16 protein-coding genes and 1 pseudogene are annotated in these 16340 nt (G+C 71.8%); 9 read left to right on the top strand and 8 right to left on the bottom strand.

Going from position 1 to position 16340, the window contains the following annotated elements:
- Nucleotides 1-215 precede the first annotated feature (215 nt).
- Together ACLJTM_RS13825 and ACLJTM_RS13820 are read left to right on the top strand one after the other, a co-directional pair.
- Nucleotides 216-2117 carry a RiPP maturation radical SAM C-methyltransferase gene (locus tag ACLJTM_RS13825; protein ID WP_411103825.1) on the top strand — a complete coding sequence of 634 codons (1902 nt, stop codon included), beginning with the start codon at nucleotides 216-218 and terminating at the stop codon, nucleotides 2115-2117.
- 112 nt (nucleotides 2118-2229) lie between these two features.
- Nucleotides 2230-2907, top strand: a complete 678-nt coding sequence (locus ACLJTM_RS13820; RefSeq protein ID WP_411103824.1) for a DUF5825 family protein — start codon at nucleotides 2230-2232, stop codon at nucleotides 2905-2907.
- A gap of 40 nt (nucleotides 2908-2947) precedes the next feature.
- Here the strand turns inward: ACLJTM_RS13820 and ACLJTM_RS13815 are convergent, their stop codons facing one another.
- Complete coding sequence (locus tag ACLJTM_RS13815; RefSeq protein ID WP_411103823.1) at nucleotides 2948-3553, bottom strand: hypothetical protein; 606 nt, start codon at nucleotides 3551-3553, stop codon at nucleotides 2948-2950.
- Between the two features lie 161 nt (nucleotides 3554-3714).
- Complete coding sequence (locus ACLJTM_RS13810) at nucleotides 3715-4218, bottom strand: MarR family winged helix-turn-helix transcriptional regulator (RefSeq protein WP_411104308.1); 504 nt, start codon at nucleotides 4216-4218, stop codon at nucleotides 3715-3717.
- Between the two features lie 152 nt (nucleotides 4219-4370).
- On the opposite strand from ACLJTM_RS13810, the gene ACLJTM_RS13805 reads away from it, so the two are divergent.
- The 3 genes from ACLJTM_RS13805 (at nucleotide 4371) to ACLJTM_RS13795 (ending at nucleotide 7526) form a co-directional block, all read left to right on the top strand.
- Nucleotides 4371-5501, top strand: coding sequence for an NADH:flavin oxidoreductase (locus ACLJTM_RS13805; protein ID WP_411103822.1), 1131 nt, complete (start codon nucleotides 4371-4373; stop codon nucleotides 5499-5501).
- A gap of 190 nt (nucleotides 5502-5691) precedes the next feature.
- Nucleotides 5692-6924 carry a ThiF family adenylyltransferase gene (locus ACLJTM_RS13800; RefSeq protein ID WP_411103821.1) on the top strand — a complete coding sequence of 411 codons (1233 nt, stop codon included), beginning with the start codon at nucleotides 5692-5694 and terminating at the stop codon, nucleotides 6922-6924.
- Entirely contained in the window at nucleotides 6921-7526 is a 606-nt protein-coding gene (locus ACLJTM_RS13795; RefSeq protein WP_411103820.1) for a GNAT family N-acetyltransferase, read from the top strand. The genes ACLJTM_RS13800 and ACLJTM_RS13795 overlap by 4 nt, the downstream gene beginning before the upstream one ends.
- Nucleotides 7527-7616: 90 nt before the next feature.
- On the opposite strand, the gene ACLJTM_RS13790 is transcribed toward ACLJTM_RS13795, so the two are convergent.
- Together ACLJTM_RS13790 and ACLJTM_RS13785 are read right to left on the bottom strand one after the other, a co-directional pair.
- Nucleotides 7617-7946: an STAS domain-containing protein gene (locus ACLJTM_RS13790; RefSeq protein ID WP_411103819.1), complete on the bottom strand. Its 330-nt coding sequence runs from the start codon at nucleotides 7944-7946 to the stop codon at nucleotides 7617-7619.
- 232 nt (nucleotides 7947-8178) lie between these two features.
- Entirely contained in the window at nucleotides 8179-9033 is an 855-nt protein-coding gene (locus ACLJTM_RS13785) for an SDR family NAD(P)-dependent oxidoreductase (RefSeq protein WP_411103818.1), read from the bottom strand.
- 106 nt (nucleotides 9034-9139) lie between these two features.
- Between ACLJTM_RS13785 and ACLJTM_RS13780 the strand changes: the two genes are divergently transcribed.
- From ACLJTM_RS13780 to ACLJTM_RS13770, 3 genes are all read left to right on the top strand, one after another.
- Complete coding sequence (locus ACLJTM_RS13780; protein WP_411103817.1) at nucleotides 9140-9598, top strand: MarR family winged helix-turn-helix transcriptional regulator; 459 nt, start codon at nucleotides 9140-9142, stop codon at nucleotides 9596-9598.
- Between the two features lie 246 nt (nucleotides 9599-9844).
- The gene (locus ACLJTM_RS13775) at nucleotides 9845-10120 is read left to right on the top strand and encodes a hypothetical protein (RefSeq protein ID WP_411103816.1); all 276 of its coding nucleotides are present in this window, start codon (nucleotides 9845-9847) and stop codon (nucleotides 10118-10120) included.
- A gap of 279 nt (nucleotides 10121-10399) precedes the next feature.
- Nucleotides 10400-11614: a glycoside hydrolase family 26 protein gene (locus ACLJTM_RS13770; RefSeq protein ID WP_411103815.1), complete on the top strand. Its 1215-nt coding sequence runs from the start codon at nucleotides 10400-10402 to the stop codon at nucleotides 11612-11614.
- Nucleotides 11615-11670: 56 nt separating this feature from the next.
- On the opposite strand, the gene ACLJTM_RS13765 is transcribed toward ACLJTM_RS13770, so the two are convergent.
- From ACLJTM_RS13765 to ACLJTM_RS13755, 3 genes are all read right to left on the bottom strand, one after another.
- Nucleotides 11671-12723 carry a Ku protein gene (locus ACLJTM_RS13765; protein WP_411103814.1) on the bottom strand — a complete coding sequence of 351 codons (1053 nt, stop codon included), beginning with the start codon at nucleotides 12721-12723 and terminating at the stop codon, nucleotides 11671-11673.
- Nucleotides 12724-12905: 182 nt separating this feature from the next.
- Nucleotides 12906-13985, bottom strand: coding sequence for an SPFH domain-containing protein (locus ACLJTM_RS13760; protein WP_411103813.1), 1080 nt, complete (start codon nucleotides 13983-13985; stop codon nucleotides 12906-12908).
- A 3-nt stretch (nucleotides 13986-13988) separates the two neighbouring features.
- Nucleotides 13989-14417, bottom strand: a complete 429-nt coding sequence (locus ACLJTM_RS13755) for an NfeD family protein (protein ID WP_411103812.1) — start codon at nucleotides 14415-14417, stop codon at nucleotides 13989-13991.
- A 397-nt stretch (nucleotides 14418-14814) separates the two neighbouring features.
- Between ACLJTM_RS13755 and ACLJTM_RS13750 the strand changes: the two genes are divergently transcribed.
- Complete coding sequence (locus tag ACLJTM_RS13750) at nucleotides 14815-16008, top strand: FAD-dependent oxidoreductase (protein ID WP_411103811.1); 1194 nt, start codon at nucleotides 14815-14817, stop codon at nucleotides 16006-16008.
- 213 nt (nucleotides 16009-16221) lie between these two features.
- Here the strand turns inward: ACLJTM_RS13750 and ACLJTM_RS13745 are convergent.
- Nucleotides 16222-16340: pseudogene (locus ACLJTM_RS13745) on the bottom strand (lytic transglycosylase domain-containing protein); the annotation flags it as partial.

Here is a 16340-nt window from a genome sequence, read left to right as displayed (position 1 = left end):
TCGTCTACCTCCGCTCCGCGGAGGAGATGGAGGACGAGGACAAGTAGCACCACGGGGCCGGCCCCGCACCCGTGCGCGACCGGCCCCGACCACACCCGGACCCATGACCGACGACCGACGACCGACGACCGGTGATCTGAGCCCGGTGAACCGTGACCGATGACCGTTGTCTCCGTGCCCTGATCACAGCCTGATCACATGAGAAGAGGCCAGCCGTGCGCGTACTCCTGGTGAACATGCCCTGGGCCCCGATCGACCTCCCGTCGCTGGCTCTCGGAATTCTCAAGCGCAGTGTCGACGAGCGTGTTCCGAACGGAACGGCGGACGTTCTCCACGCCAATCTCGAATACGTGGACTGGATCACCAAGAACACGGAATTCACCTTGGAGGACTACTCCTACTACGCACTCGGATCCTATTTTCTCGGCTGCGGCGACTGGGTGTTCTCCTCCGCCCTTTACGACGACCCCGACTGGCGCGTTTCCGAGTTCACCGAAGCAATGGGCAGCCGGGTCCGCGGGGCCCGGATGGAGATGACGAAGGCGCTGCACACCACCGCGCCCGACTTCGTCGCGTACATCGCCGAGCGCATCGTCGAACTGAACCCGGACGTGGTCGGTTTCACCTCGACGTTCCAGCAGAACACGGCCGCCCTCGCCGCCGCCAAGTACGTCAAGCGCCTCGCCCCGCACATCGCGACCGCCATGGGCGGCGCCAACTGCGACGGCAAGCAGGGCGAGGCCGTCCACCGCAACTTCCCGTTCGTGGACTACGTCCTGCGCGGTGAGGGAGAGGTGTCGTTCCCCGCGCTGCTGACCGCGCTGGACGCCGACGCGCCGCTGTCGCAGGTGCCCGGGCTGTGCTGGCGCGGCGCGGACGGCGCCTCCGTCGTCAACGCCATGAGCACCCGGCCGCTGCCGCCCGCCTCCATCCTGGCGCCGGACTACGCCGGGTACTTCGAGCGGCTCGCCTCCTCCCACGCGCGCAACTGGGTCGAGCCGAAGCTGGTGGTCGAGGGCGCGCGGGGCTGCTGGTGGGGCGAGAAGCACCACTGCACCTTCTGCGGACTGAACGGCTCGTTCATGGAGTTCCGCAGCAAGAGCCCGGACGTGTTCTACGACGAGATCATCGAACTGGCGCGCAGGCACCGGGTCCTGGACATGTACGTCGTCGACAACATCCTGGACATGGGGTACGTGAACACGGTGCTGCCCCGCATCATCGACAGCGGCTTCGACCTGCGCATGCACATCGAGATCAAGTCCAACATGCGGCAGAAGCAGCTCCAGACCCTCGCCGACGCGGGTCTGATCTTCGTCCAGCCGGGCATCGAGAGCCTCAACAGCCGGGTCCTGACGCTGATGGACAAGGGCGTCACCGGCGGCCAGAACGTCCGGATGCTCCGCGACGCCGCCACCGTCGGCCTCTCGGTGGCCTGGAACTACCTGCACGGCTTCCCCGGCGAGGATGCCGAGGACTATGAGGACGTGGTGGCCCAACTCGCCGCGCTGGAGCACCTCAACCCGCCCGTGGGGCCCTCCTCGCGCATCGCGATCGAGCGGTTCAGCCCGTACTTCGACAACCCCGGGCTCGGGTTCTCCGAACTGCGCCCCGCCGAACCGTACCGGCTGACCTACGACCTCCCCGACGCCGAGATGTTCGACCTGGCGTACGTCTTCGACGTACCGCCCCGAGGGATCGACGAGGAGGTCGTCCGCCGCTTGGACGCGGGCATCACGCACTGGAAGCGGAACTACTCGGGCAGCCGCCTCACCCACTGCGACCTGGAGGACCGGATCATCCTCGTGAGCAAGCGCCGCGCCTTCGACTGGACGCACCTGGAACTCACCGATCCCTTCGAACTGGCCCTGTTCCGGCTGCTCGACCAGCCGCACACGGTGAAGGCCGCCGCCCGCAAGCTGCACGACGCGCACCAGGTGGACGAGGCCGCCCTGCGGGAGGTCCTGACCCGGTGGCGGGCGCTCGGAGTGGTCTTCGAGGACAGCGGGCAGTTCGTGCAGATCGCGCCGCCGGCGCTCAACGAGGAGTTCCTGCGGATCGACTTCATGCGGCACACCTCGGCGCGTGACGCCGAGCTGGCCGTGACGACCGCCTGACCGGCGCGCCACCACCGCCGCCGGGCCGCCTCGGCGACACCGCCCGACCCGCCGGGGAACACGGCACCGCAGCACGCCGGACGACCGCCAGCACCGAGGGATGACGACGACGATGACTCCAGTACTCACCGGTACCGCCCCCTACTCCGCCTCCGCCCCCTTCACCGTGACCGCCTCGCGGGACTACGACCCCGAGGTGGGCACGCTGCCCGCCATGTCCCTGGGCCGCTACGAGATCGACCTGTCCGGCGGAGAGGCCGCCCGGCGGCTCTTCGCCGCCGGAGCCCGGCACGTCACGCTTCCGCGCCCGGTCGACGTGACGGACACCGCCGACGCGGCCTGGACGGTCCGGGCCCTGAGCTTCGTGGGCGACCTGTCCAGCCTGGCCGTCTCGGTCGACTGGCAGCTCCACGCCGGCCCGGACCCCGACGCCTGGCGGCACTACGGCCACCTCCACCCGCCGACCGCCGTCCTCGGGACCGCCGACCCGGCCGCGGCGGCACGGGAGTGGCGCAATGCCTACTACATCTGCAAGTGCGTCTTCCGGTACGGCCCCGGCTTCATCCAGGTGCGCGACCGGCGCTACGGAGAGCTGCGCCGCTTCACCATCGACGAGCCGGAGTACCACGAGGCCATCGCGGCGCTCACCGACGGCGCCCACGTCGACGCCATCCCGCAGCCGGTCCTGGAGGACCTGATGGCCGAGACCCTCGTCCTGCGCTTCGGAGACCTCCTGTGGTGGGCCCCGTACCGCGTCCGCCGGTGGTCGGAGGCCCCGATGGTGATCTGACCCGCGCCCCGACGCGCCACACACCCGCCCGCCCCCGCCGTCAGGGCCGCAGGCCGGCCCTCTTCAGCGTGAGCGCCGAGAGGTCGGCAATGACCTGCTGGTCCCCGCGCCGCCAGGCGTCGGCGAGACCGCCCGGGGGCGCCGGGAGCGCAGCGAGGTCGCCCAGCGGTCCGGTGAGGGCGCGCAGGGCGAGCAGGTCGGCGCCGCCGGGCGTGTCGAGGAGGTGGCGTACGGTGGCGCTCCGCCGGATCCAGCGCAGCCGCGGCGGAAGCCACAGCAGCAGGACCAGGGCCACCGGAACGGCGATCAGTGCCGTGGTGGTCAGGTCGGCGATCTGCCCGACGGTGTCCTGGAGGGACTGCCCGGCGTCGGCGAAACCGGTGCCGGCGTCGGCCGCCGACTTGAGGGGCTTCTTGAGCAGGTCGCCGACGAGCGGAACCTTCGAGGCCGCGTCGCCGGCCTTGTCGAGTTCGGCGGCGAGGCCGTCGCCGGAGCTCTCGACCTTCCGCCCCGGCACGGCCAGCAGCATGATCGCGTCCCGGACGGCGAGGGCGAACCACACGGCGGCGGCCACCAGGGCGACGGCGATCAGGTCACCGAGCACCTGCCGGTTGCGGCGTGCCGAGGTCTGGGCGTAGAGGCGCATCGGCGGGCTCCCGTTCGGGTCATGGCGTCGAGGAGGGCCGGTCCCCGCCGGAGGTGCTCGGCCGGCCGGTCGACCGTACGTCGGACACGACTCTTCCACCGGTCCGCCCGCGTAAACGTCCGCGACGCGATCTCGCGCGGGCCGCCACCGGGTCCGGCGTCCTACGGGGCAGGCCTCGCAGGTCCGTCCTCGGTCGGCGGATCGCAGGCGGCGCCGGCGTCGTCTTCCTCCGTGCGCGGCCAGAACCGTCCTTCGAGGGCCTCGGCGCTGCGGTTGAGCCGGACCAGGACGTCCTCCAGCTCCCGTACCTCTTCGGGAGACCAGTCGGCGACCACTCGGGCCAGGCAGGAGCGGTTGACCTCGCGGTCGCCGGCGAGCCGCAGCCCTCCTTCGGGGGTGATGCGCAGCTTGCGGGCCATGCCGCCGTCCGGGTCCGCGACGCGCTCGGCCAGTCCGCAGCGCAGCAGCGCCGCCGTCTGGCGGTTCACGGTCGAGGTGTCGAGCCCGAAGGCTTCCGCCAACTGGCCTATGGACATGGGACCTTGGGTGTCGATCCGGCTGAGCAGCAGATAGGCCGAACGCTCCAGGCGTTCGGGGTCGCGCTCGCGGCGGGCCAGCACCTGGTGCCGCGAGAGCAGCATCAGCTCCCGTTCCAGTTTCTCCAGCACTGCGCCTCCCGCTCCTCCCGGCGCTCCAGTATCGCGGACCCGGGCACCGGCAGGGGCCGGGACCACGGCAATATGCATGATACATAGGCTGTGTACTATGCACTTCTCGTCGTCCCCGACGAGCCACCGCCTCATCCCGGAGGACCCGCATGACCGTCACCCCGCCGACCGCCTCCCGCGCGGCCGAGATCCTGTCCCGGCCCATCACGCTGAACGGCCTGACCGTCCCCAACCGCATCGCGATGGCCCCGATGACGCGGATGTTCTCCCCCGACGGCGTGCCCGGTGAGGACGTGCAGGCGTACTACGCCAGCCGCGCCGCCGCAGGTGTCGGCCTGATCGTCACCGAGGGCACCTACGTCGGCCACGAGTCCGCCGGGCAGAGCGACCGGGTGCCGCGGTTCCACGGCGAGGACCAGCTGGCGGGGTGGGCGAAGGTCGCCGCGGCCGTGCACGAGGCCGGCGGCACGATCGTGCCGCAGCTGTGGCACATAGGGATGGTGCGCAAGCAGGGCGAGGCCCCGTACGCCGATGCGCCCGCGGTCGGCCCCTCCGGCATCCGTGTCGACGGAACCGAGGGGACCGGCAGGGCGATGACCCGCTCCGACCTCGACGACGTCATCGGCGCCTTCGCCGACGCCGCCGAGGAGGCTGCCCGGATCGGCTTCGACGGGGTGGAACTGCACGGCGCCCACGGCTACTTGCTCGACCAGTTCCTGTGGGAGCGGACCAACCGCCGCACCGACGGGTACGGCGGCGACGCGGTGGCCCGTACCACGTTCGCCGCGGAGATCGTGGAGGCGGTCCGCGAGCGCGTCCCGGCCGACTTCCCGGTGATCTTCCGCTACTCGCAGTGGAAGCAGGAGGCGTACGGCGCCCGGCTCGCCGAGACCCCGGAGGAACTGGGCGCGATCCTGGCCCCGCTGGCGGCGGCCGGCGTCGACGTCTTCCACGCCTCCACCCGGCGCTACTGGCTCCCGGAGTTCGACGGTTCCGACCTGAACCTGGCGGGCTGGACCAAGAAGCTGACCGGCCTGCCGACGATCACCGTGGGCTCGGTCGGCCTGGACGGCGACTTCCTGCGCGCCTTCGTCGGCGAGGGCGCGGCGCTCGGCGACATCGACAACCTCCTGGACCGCATGGAGCGCGACGAGTTCGACATGGTCGCCGTCGGCCGGGCGCTGCTCCAGGACCCGCAGTGGGCGGCGAAGGTCCTGGGCAACCGCTTCGACGAACTGAAGCCGTACGACGCGGCGGCCCTCCGGACGCTCAGCTCGTAACGGGACGCTCCCGGACCTCCGTTCCGTGACTGCCCTGAGGCTTGGCCTTACCGGCGCCCCCGGGGCGTGAAGGGTGCGCGATGGGCGTGGGGAGCGTGCAGGGGCGCACTTGAGTAGAAGATCAATTCGAGTGCGCCCCCACGGGTGACGACCGGCCGGTCAAGATCGTCCGCTTGCTAGCGTCGTGGCCGTGATCCATGACGACAAGTCCGGCCCCGAGCCGGAACGCTGCGCGCTGCCCTCTCCCCGCGAAGCCAGCGAATCGTTTCGCCCCCTTCTGATCGACGCCGCACGCCCCGACGGCGCCGCGGTCTTGGCCGACCTGCGGGACTCGGCCCGGCTGCGCGAGGTCCACGACCGCATCGAGGAGCAGGTGGCGGAGCTGCTGTGCTGCCTCTCACCCCAGGACGCCCTCGGCCCGCGGGACCTGGACCGCGCGGTCGCCGAAACCCTGGGCGGCCGTCCGGAGGCGTACGGCAGGTGGGCCTGGTACCCGTGGTCGGGACGCCTGGTCCACGTACTGCCCGCACCCGAGTTCCGGCTGGTGCGCACCGACCGCAACCGCGACAAGATCACCCGCAGTGGGCAACAGCAGCTGCTGGAGCGCCGGGTGGGCGTCATCGGCCTCTCGGTGGGCAGCAGTGCCGCGCTGACCTGCGCCATGGAAGGAGTCGGCGGATCCTTCCGGCTGGCGGACTTCGACCGCCTCAGCCTCTCCAACCTCAACCGGCTGCGGGCCGGCGTGCACGAGCTGGGCCTGGAGAAGACCGTGCTGTGCGCCCGGCGCATGTACGAGCTCGACCCCTACCTCGACATCGAAGTCCACCGGCAGGGCGTCACCGAGGAGAGCATTGAGGAGTTCTTCGGCGACGCGGACCACGGCCTGGACCTGCTGATCGAGGAGTGCGACACCCCATGGGTCAAGGTCGCCTCCCGTGAACACGCGCGGCGCCGCGGCGTCCCCGTCCTCATGGACACCAATGACCGCGGTCTGCTCGACATCGAGCGTTTCGACCTCGAACCCGACCGCCCGCTCTTCCACGGCCGTGCCGCAGGGGTGACCTCCGCCCACGTACGGGACCTCGACCGGGACGGAGCCGTACGCTTCCTGCTCGACGTCGTCGACGCATCCCGCCTGAGCCCGGCCATGACCGACGCCCTCCCCCGCATCGGCCGCACCCTCTCCAGCTGGCCCCAGCTGGCCAGCGGCGTCATGCTCGGGGCGGCCCTCGTCACCGACACGGCCCGCCGCATCCTGCTCGGCGAGCCCGTCCCCTCCGGCCGCCATTACCTCGACCTCGACCGGCTCGTCCCCGGGCGGGCTCCCGCTCCCGCCCCCAAGCCGGCCCCGGCTGTCCTGCCCCCCGCCGGACCGCAGTGCGCGCCGGTCGCCCTGCCCGCCCCCGCCGGAGCCGCGCAGTGACCCGGGTTCCCGAACTCCGCGGCGAGCACCTGCGGTTGCGGGAACTGCACGCCGGCGACCACGAAGCGTTCGAACGCATCCTGACCCACCGGGTCCTCACCCGCTACCTCGGCATCGACCGCATGGACGCGGACCAGGCCCACTCGGCATTCGCCCAGAGCCTGGCCCAGCCCCACACGCATCCGCGCCGCAAGTACACCCTCGCCGTGTGCTCCTTGGACGACGACGCCCTCATCGGCACGATGGGGCTGCTTGTCGAGGACTACGGCAGCAATGCGATGCTGACCAGTCTCGTCCTGCTGCCCGGTGCCCCCGTACGCGGCCACGGGCACGAGGCCGGCCGCCTGTTGATGGCGTACGGCTTCGGACGGCTCGGCCTGCACCGCATCTGGGCCGGCCACCGCAGCGACCACCACCACATGCCGCAGGTGATGCACGCCGCCGGCCTCCGCCCCGAGGCGACGCTGCGCCAGCTGTTCCGGACCCAGGGCTGCTGGCACGACGTCACCACGTACGCCACGGTCGCCCCCGAGTGGAAGCGCCAGGCAACCCGCACCGAACTCGCGATCCTCGACGGCGCGGACCTGTTCGACCGGGTGTGAACGCGGCCACGGCGTTTCGTCGTTGTTGCACGCCGCTGCCTGGGGCTGCGTGCCGCGCCGCCAAATGCTGTGACCGGAAGGGTCACAGCCTCAGAGGGCGCGCCGAAGGTCGGCCGCACCGACGACCGGGAACAGCTCCCGGACACCGGTGACATCGAACATCCAGTCAAGCGCCGGTGGAACGCGGTTCACGAGCACCAGCCGGCCCGTGCGCAGCATGAAGAGCAGCTGGGAGAGCATGGAGGAGTCGGCGAGGGTGAGTCCGGTGAGGTCCAGGGCGATCCACCGGACGGTGGGATCGGATGCGGCCTCCGCGCCGGCGGCTCGCAGCGGCGCGAGGGTGTCGTGGTCGAAGTCCCCCGTGCAGGTGATGAGTCGGACTCCGTCGACGTCGGGTGCCACCTCTACCCGTTGCTCCACTCCAACCTCCACAAGCCAGCCGGTCACACGGCACCGCCAAGGACTTCCTCCTGCCCGCAACCCACGGGTGCAACCACCAAAACGGGACGGGAGGCACGGATCACCCCGGCCTTCACCCCTGTGGCCGCCGCGTTGTCGAACAAAGCCCCCTCCCTGCGCTACGTGATCCACCGGCCGCAAGAAGCCCCGTCGCGCCGCGCGGGCGGGAGGGCGGCCGGCCGGGGGCGGCGGGTCAGCTGACCCACTCCCCCATGAGGTTCTGGACCGCGGAACCGTCCAGGTCGGACGTCTTCAGCCCGACGAAGGTACGGGCCCAGTCGGAGGTCTGCATCCGGAAGGCGGGCTGCTCGGCGGTCAGGGCTTCGATGATCGGCGCGGCCGCCTCGGCCGGGGTCTGGGCCTCGGTGAAGGTCTGGGTCACGTGGTCAATGTACGCCCGCAGGGCCGGGGCGTAGGGCCCGGCGGCGGCCAGCATCGCGGGCAGGTCCACGCCCACGCTGGCGACGAACTCGCTCGCCACGGCGCCCGGTTCCACCACGGTCACGCCGACTCCCACCCGTGCGGCGACCGGGGCCAGCGACTCCATGAAGCCCTCGACCGCGAACTTGGCAGCGCAGTAGCCCTCGTTGAAGGGCTGTCCGACCATGCCGCCGACACTCGTGACGGTGATGACGCGGCCCTTCGAGGCCCGCAGGTGGGGCAGGGCGGCGCGGGTGACCTCCACGACGCCGAAGAAGTTCACCTCCATCGTGTCGCGCAGCTCGTCCAGCCCGTTCTGCTCGATGGTGCCGACCCGGCCGGCGCCCGCGTTGTTGACGACCGCGTCCAGGTGCCCGTACTCGGCGAGCACCTCCTCCAGGCAGGTGGCGACGGAGGCGTGGTCGACGACGTCCAGGCGCTTGACCTGGATGCGCTCGGCCACCCCGGCCTCGGCGGCGGCCTCCAACAGCGGCCCGGCCTTGGCGGGATTGCGCAAGGTGGCGATCACCTGCCAGCCGGCGCCGGCCGCCGCGACGGCGGCGGCGAGTCCGATTCCGGACGAGGTGCCGGTGATCAGGACGGTCTTGGGTGCGGTGTGCGTGCTCACGGGAGTCTCCAGACGCGGGGGAAGGCAGGACACGGGACGGTGCATTACGTGTGTGCACACACAATATAGTTACGTGCGTGCACACGCAAACGGGTAGGCTGCCCGCATGGCGCGAACCGAACTCACGATGGGCGAACTCTCCCCCCGCGATCACGCCTTCTACGGGCTGATCTGGGCCGGCACCACCCTCGCCGCGCGGGTCGACCAGGCTTTGTCCCGGACGCACGGACTGCCCCTGTCCTGGTTCGAGGTGATGCTGTGGCTCCAGGGCCAGAGCGAACCCGTACCCGCCTCCGATCTCGGGGCCAGGACCCTGCTCAGCCGCAGCCAGGTCTCCCGCGTGGTCGACGCCCTTCAGGACCGCGGCCTGGCCGTGCGCGTTCCCTCCCCCACCGACGCCCGCTCCGTGTGCGTCGCCCTGACCACGGCGGGCCGGCAGACCTTCGCCGAGGCCGACGCCACGCGGCGGGCCACCCTGCGCGAGGTCTTCGACGACCGGCTGGACGACGAGGACATCCAGGCCCTGGAAACGGTCTGGGCCAAACTGAAGCGTCGCGACATGTAGGCCGGCCCCGAGGCCGCCGCGGCACGGCAGGAGCCACAGGTGACAGCGCCGCCGCGGCCGTCCCGTAGATCCAGGGGGCGGCGCGAGGCCCGTGTCCGGTCCAGCGCAGTTCGCGAGTGCCATGGCACGACATGATCGAGCCGGCCCGCCCGGGCGGCAGCCCGACACTCCCGCACGCACGAAACGCGCCACCCCCACCCCGGGAAGGACTCGCCCATATATTCGAACACCTGATTGAATAGGTGGATGAAGTCCTTCCCCTTCCCCGACGACCTGATCCAGCTCCAACAGCAGTGGACCGCCACCTACCGGCGCCTCGCCGACCTCGCCGACCGGCCCGGCCACGGGGCGGCCGAGCTCCGGCGGGAACTCATCGTCCTCTCCTGCCGCATCAGCGCCCACCCCTACTGGGAGGCGTCCGGATGGTCCACCGCCGGCCGCGTGGAGCTCCGCCGCGCAGCCGAAGCGGCGGCCTCCGGAGCGGGAGGCGCCGCCGCCGGAAGCAGGATGGCCTCGGCCTGAGGGTCGGACGGCTGGACGGTTCCGCGAGGCCGCCGGTACGGCGGGTTCTGCGTCGGCGTCGGCCCCGGCCGGGGCCTCGGCCTCGATGGGCAGGTCGCCACGCCGGTCCGTCGGCCACCGGCACGCGCATGGACCACGCCGCTTCACCCGGCCGGGTCAAGCGGAAGCGGCCGGCCGCCACGCATGGCGCAGTACCCGCAGATCGGACAAGCCGAAAAGCACACGGGATGCCTAGTCTCGCTGCCTGAGACATCGGTTCCCGAACCCGCTGGAGGCGTCATGTCCCGTCGAGGCCGCTGGCTCGTGGGCGCCTGCGCCAGTACGGCCGCTGCCGGCCTGCTCGTCACCGGAGGCGCCCTTGCCCCGCCGAGGCACAGGGGCTCGGCCGACGGCGCCGCGGCCGAGGTCGCCGTGGGTGCGTACCTCCACTACGGCTCCCCGGGCGTCGAGCGGATGGACGGCCTCTCGGACTGGCTCGGCGGGACCGAGCTGCGCGCCGGGCACACCTACCTGCCCGGCGACACCTGGGCGAACATCGAAGGAGCGCCGGATTCTCTGCGCAGCTGGGCGCGGTGGCGCAAGGAGAGAGCCGACCGGCTGTTCGTCCTGAACGTGCCCATGCTGCAGCAGAACGAGGCCGGGGTCCCCGACGCGCGGATCGCCGAGCTGCTCCGCTCCGGCGCCCGCGGGCAGTACGACCACCACTTCCGGCGCCTCGCCGAACGCCTGGTCGGCCTCGGGGTGCCGGATGCCGTGCTCGTGCTCGGCTGGGAGATGAACGGCTTCAACTACACGCACCGGTGCCGTCCCGACCCCGCCGGCTGGAAGACGTACTGGCGGCGTATCGTGGCGGCCGTGCGCTCCGTACGGGGGCAGCGGTTCCGGTTCGATTTCGCCCCCAATCGCGGCGGTGACGCGATCGCGTGGACGAAGTGCTACCCGGGCGACGACGTGGTGGACATCATCGGCATGGACAGCTACGACCAGCCGCCGGGCCACAGCTTCGAGGAGCAGGTCTCCCAGCCGTACGGGCTCCAGCAGCAGGTCGACTTCGCGAAGGCGCACCGCAAGCGCATCTCGTACCCCGAATGGGGGCTCTTCCGCAACGGCGACAACCCCGCCTACATGCAGGGGATGTTGGCGTGGATCGCCGAGCACCGGCCGCTCTACCACAGCATCACCGACTACTGCCCGCACGGCGTGTGGCAGTGCAGCGAGAACCCACGCTCGGCCGAGGTCTTCCGGGAGTACCTGTCCGCCGGACCGGACCGCGGGCACCAGCCTCCGGGGCCCGACGGCGAGGACGAGAAGGGCCGGGCGGGCGGGGCGGCGGTCCGCTCGTTCCCGACCGCGTCCTCGGCCTCCCCCTTCTCGGCGGTCACGGCCGGACCCGGCCCTGCCGGCCCTGCCCCCGGCTCGGTGGCGGGGTCCGGGGCCCGGCTGCGTCGGGGCCGCCGGACTCCGCTCGCGGGCCGGGTTCCGGGAGCCGGTTGACCGCCCCCGTCCTGGCGGCCGACGCCGCGCGGCCTGGCACCGCGGCCACCGAGGGGTTACGAAGCCTGGGCCAGGGCGTCGACCAGATCGTCGCGGCTCATGTGGGAGCGGCCCGGGATATCGGCTGCCGCGGCCTTCTTGTACAGGTCGGCCTTGGTCAGCGCGGTGAGGTCCTGCTTCTTGGGCGCGGAACGGACGCGCTTCTTGGCGGCCGGCTGCTTGCCCTGGTTGCTGCCCGGGCCGGCAGCGCGCGAGCGGCTGGCATCGCGTGGGCGGTTGGCATCGCGTGGGCGGCGGGTGGCCGTGGCCTTCGCACCGCTCGTGCCCTTGGGGTTGCGGGTGCGTTCGACGCTGGCGCGCAGCGCTTCCATGAGGTCGACGGCGCCCGTCGGCTGCGGGGCCGGTTCGGCCTTCTCCACCGTCTCGCCGGCCTGCTTGGCCTCGATCAGGGCCGTGACCTTCTCCTGGAACGTGTCGTGGAACTGCCCGGGATCCCAGGTCATCGACAGGGCCTCGATGAGGCTCTCGGCCATCTGCAGCTCCTTGGCCGAGACCTTCGTCCTGCCCGGGAGGCTGTCGATCTCTTTCCTCGGGTCCCGGATCTCGTCCGCCCAGTGGAGGGTGTGGAGGGTCAGGAGGCCGTCTTCGGCCTTGAGCGCGACGAGGTACTCGTGCTGGCGCATCACGAACGTGGCGATCCCGGCCTTGCCCGCCTTGGCGAGGGCCTGTTCCAGGAGGCTGTACACCTTCTCGTACCCTTTGCCGCGCGGGCCGAGGTAGTAGGTGCGGTCGAAGAAGATCGGTTCGATGTCGTCCAGGTCGACGAACCCGGTGATGTCCAGCGTCTGCGAGCGGCCGGGGGCGATCTCGTCGAGTTCCTTCGGCTCGACCAGGACGTATGCGCCGCCCGCGTCGTAGCCCTTGACGATGTCGTCCAGTTCGACCTCCTCGCCGGTGCGTTCGTTCACGCGCCGGTTCCGGATCCGGTCGGAGGTGCCGCGCTGGAGCTGATGGAAGTGGATCGTGTGGCTGTCGGTCGCCGTGTACAGGCCGACAGGCAGGCTGACCAGCCCGAACGACACGTTTCCGGCCCAGACGGGTCGCGCCACGCCCCTCACCACCTTCCACTCGGTCCCGGTCCCGGTCGCGGTCGCGGACTCGGTCCTGATCCCTGTACTGATAGTGGTCCTGATCCCGTTCTCCGCTTCCAGCTCACTGCTTCGGGCCGGTGATCGCATCCGCGCGGCGGAACGACGTCAGCACGCCGGACCGGCTGCTCCCCCGGGCGCCCTCACCGCGGAGCGGAGGGGGGCGCGTCGGGCCCGTCGTGGGGGGCGCCGGCCGGGAGGTGGGGAGGCGGCGGGCCGGCGGACGCGTCGGCCTCCGCTGCGTCCGCGAGGGCTTCCGCGGCGGCTTCCGCGGCTTTGGCCGCGTCGTTCGCGGCCTGTACGGCGAGATCGTCCGACGAGGCTTCCCGCGTGGCCGCGGACTGGGGAAGGACTTCGCTGAAGGCGCGGGTGACGTTCTGGAGGGCGGAGGTGACCTCTCCGGGTATCACCCAGAACGTGTTGCCCGGGCTCTGGGCGAGCTGGGGCAGCATCTGGAGGTACTGGTAGGCCAGCAGTTTCGGGTCCGGGTCGTTGCGGTGGACCGCCTGGAACACCTCGTCGATCGCCCGCGATTGGCCCTCCGCCTTGAGGATCTCGGCGGTGCGGTTGCCCTCCGCGCGCAGGACGGCGGACTGTTTGTCTCCCTCCGCGGTGAGGATCTGCGACTGGCGCTGCCCCTCTGCTCCGAGGACGGCCGCCCGCTTGTCCCGTTCGGCCCGCATCTGCTTCTCCATCGCGTCCTTGATGGACTGCGGGGGGTCGATGGCCTTGATCTCCACCCGGTTGACCCGCAGGCCCCATTTCCCGGTCGCCTCGTCGAGGACACCGCGGAGCTGGTTGTTGATGGTGTCCCGCGAGGTCAGCGTCTTCTCCAGGTCCATGGATCCGACGACGTTGCGCAGTGTGGTGACGGTCAGCTGTTCCACGGCCTGGAGGAAGTTGGCGATCTCGTAGGCCGCCGCCCGCGGGTCGGTGACCTGGAAGTACAGGACGGTGTCGATCTCGACGACCAGGTTGTCCTCCGTGATGACGGGTTGGGGCTTGAAGGAGACGACTTGTTCGCGCAGGTCGATCACCGGGTAGACCCGGTCGATGTACGGGATCACGACGTTGAGTCCCGGCTTGAGTGTGCGGTGGTAGCGGCCGAGCCGTTCGACGTTGCGGGCGCGGGCCTGGGGGACGATGCGGACCGCGCGGATGACGGTGAACACCGCGAAGACCGCGAGGAGCAGGCCGACGATGAGGAACGCCGATGCTTCCATGGTTCACTCCCGGGGGTAGACGAGCGCCGTGCTGCCCTTGATCTCGATGACGTCGACGGTCGTGCCGGGCGGGATCACCATCGATTCGTCGTACGCGCAAGCCGTCCACTCCTCACCGCCGATCCGGACCCTGCCGCCCAGTCCCGTCACCTCGGAGGTGACGTAGGCGGAGCCGCCGACGAGGGCGTCCACGCCGAAGCGCTCTTGAGGCGGGGTCAGGCGTCGCAGGGCGATCGGGCGGACGAACACCACTCCGGCCGCCGAAACGAGGGCGAACACCAGGAACTGCCACGGCACGGGAAGCCCGGCCGCCGCGCCGGCGGCGGTGACCAGGGCGGCTCCGGCGAGCAGGCCGAGCGCGGCGGTCAGGGTGAAGATCTCCGCCGCCCCCAGCAGGAGTGCGGCGATCAGCCAGATCAGCCAGGGGGCCATCGCGTACGCTCCTGACGCGGGAAGGAGAGTAGGATTTACGGCACTTTTCCGACATTTTACCCACTCCTTCGGCGGGGAACCGGACGCCGGTGGGGAACCGGGCGGCGGTGGGCGGGTACCCCCGGGACGGGGACGCGGATGGCCCGCTGGAAGGTCCGCCGGGAGGGGTTGCTCCGGGTCTCGCCAAAGCACGCACGCCGGGAACTCCCACCGACGACCCCGCACCCAACTCCCGCCAGCGCGCAGCCCCCTGAGCACCCACACCCCCGCATGAGCCTCATGGACCGGTGCTGCCCGTCGGCCCGCGGGTACGGTGGGGGCGCGGCCAGGCACGGGAGGTCCGCGGCCGGGTGCCGTGGTTGATCGGTCGGCCGGGGGTTCAGTGGAGGGGTGTTCCATGCCGAAGCGTCATGCGGTCGTCGTAGGGGCGGGGATCGGCGGGCTCACGGCCGCCGTCGCGCTGCACCGGCGCGGATGGCAGGTCACCGTGTGCGAGCGCGCCCCCGAGCCGCCCACCACCGGCGCCGGCATCGGACTCGCCCCCAACGCGCTGCGCGCCCTCGACGCAATCGGGGTCGACGCCGCGCATGCCGCGGGCAGCGCCGTGCCCGTCACGATGGGCGTGCGCCGCCCCGGGGGCGCGTGGCTCGTCCGGACCAGCACCGCGGACCTGGCGGCCCGCTACGGCGTACCGCCGACGGCCGTCCCGCGTCCGGCGTTGACCTCTGCCCTCGCCGCGGCCCTGCCGCTCGGGGCCCTGCGCTACGGCACCGCGGTGACCGCCGTGGAGGATGCGACGGGCCGCCCCACCGTCCGTACGGCCGCCGGGCCGGACCTGACCGCTGACCTGGTCGTCGCCGCCGACGGCATCCACAGCCCGTTGCGCCGCGCGTTCTTCCCCGGCCATCCCGGTCTGCACTACCTCGGCGAGACCGCCTGGCGGGCCCTGGTGGACGTCCCGGACCTGCGGGTGGCGGACATGAGCGAGACCTGGGGGCGCGGTGAGCGGTTCGGCGTGACCCCGCTCTCCGACGGCAGGCTGTACCTCTACGCCACCGCGGTCGCCCCGGCGGGAACGCGGTCGCCGGACGCCCGAGCCGAGCTCCGTCGGCGCTTCGACTCGTGGCACGACCCGATTCCGCGCCTGCTGGACCGGGTCGAGCGGCTCGACCCAGCCGACGTCCTGCAGAACGACCTCTACGATCTCGCCGCCCCGCTCCCCCGCCTGCACCACGGCCGGATCGCCTGGGTCGGCGACGCCGCCCATGCCATGGCCCCCAACCTCGGCCAGGGCGGCTGCCAGGCCGTGGAGGACGCCGTGGTCCTGGCCCACGTGCTCCCCGCCGGCGACGGCCCACAGCACTCGGGTTCCCCGGTCGGGGCCGCCCTCGCCGCCTACACCGCCGCCCGGCGGGGCCGGACCGACGCCGTACGGGTCCGCGCCCGCCGGGTCGGCCGCCTGGGGGCTCTGCGGGCCGCGCCCGCGGTGGCGGTCCGCGACCTCGTGGTCCGGGCCGCCCCGGCCGGGCTGGCCCTGCGGGGCGTGGACGACCTGTTCAGGGGTTTCCGTCTCCCAGGTCTCCCCGGCTAGGCCGGCGCTTTCGGACCCGCGCCCGTCTGTATGTCGGCCGGGGCAGGAGAACGTCCGGCAGCCCGCCCGCCCAGCCGCCCGGCTGGGCCGCGGGCCCCGGCCTGTCATCCGGCGCCTTCGGGGCCGCGGACGCCAAGACGCCCGGCCGGGTCTCCGGTCGGGCGTTGTGGTGCGTTGGCCGCCGGCGGCGGCGTGGTGGCGAACCGGGTCGGCTCAGTACCAGTGGTGGGACTGCCAGAAGTTCCAGGCGCCGACGGGGCTGCCGTAGCGGGAGTTCATGTAGTCCAGGCCCCACTTGATCTGGGTGGCCGGGTTGGTCTTCCAGTCCGAGC

It is taken from the genome of Streptomyces sp. cmx-4-9, from assembly GCF_046548835.1.
Classification (GTDB): Bacteria; Actinomycetota; Actinomycetes; order Streptomycetales; family Streptomycetaceae; genus Streptomyces.
This window is presented reverse-complemented; position numbering and strand designations above follow the sequence as displayed.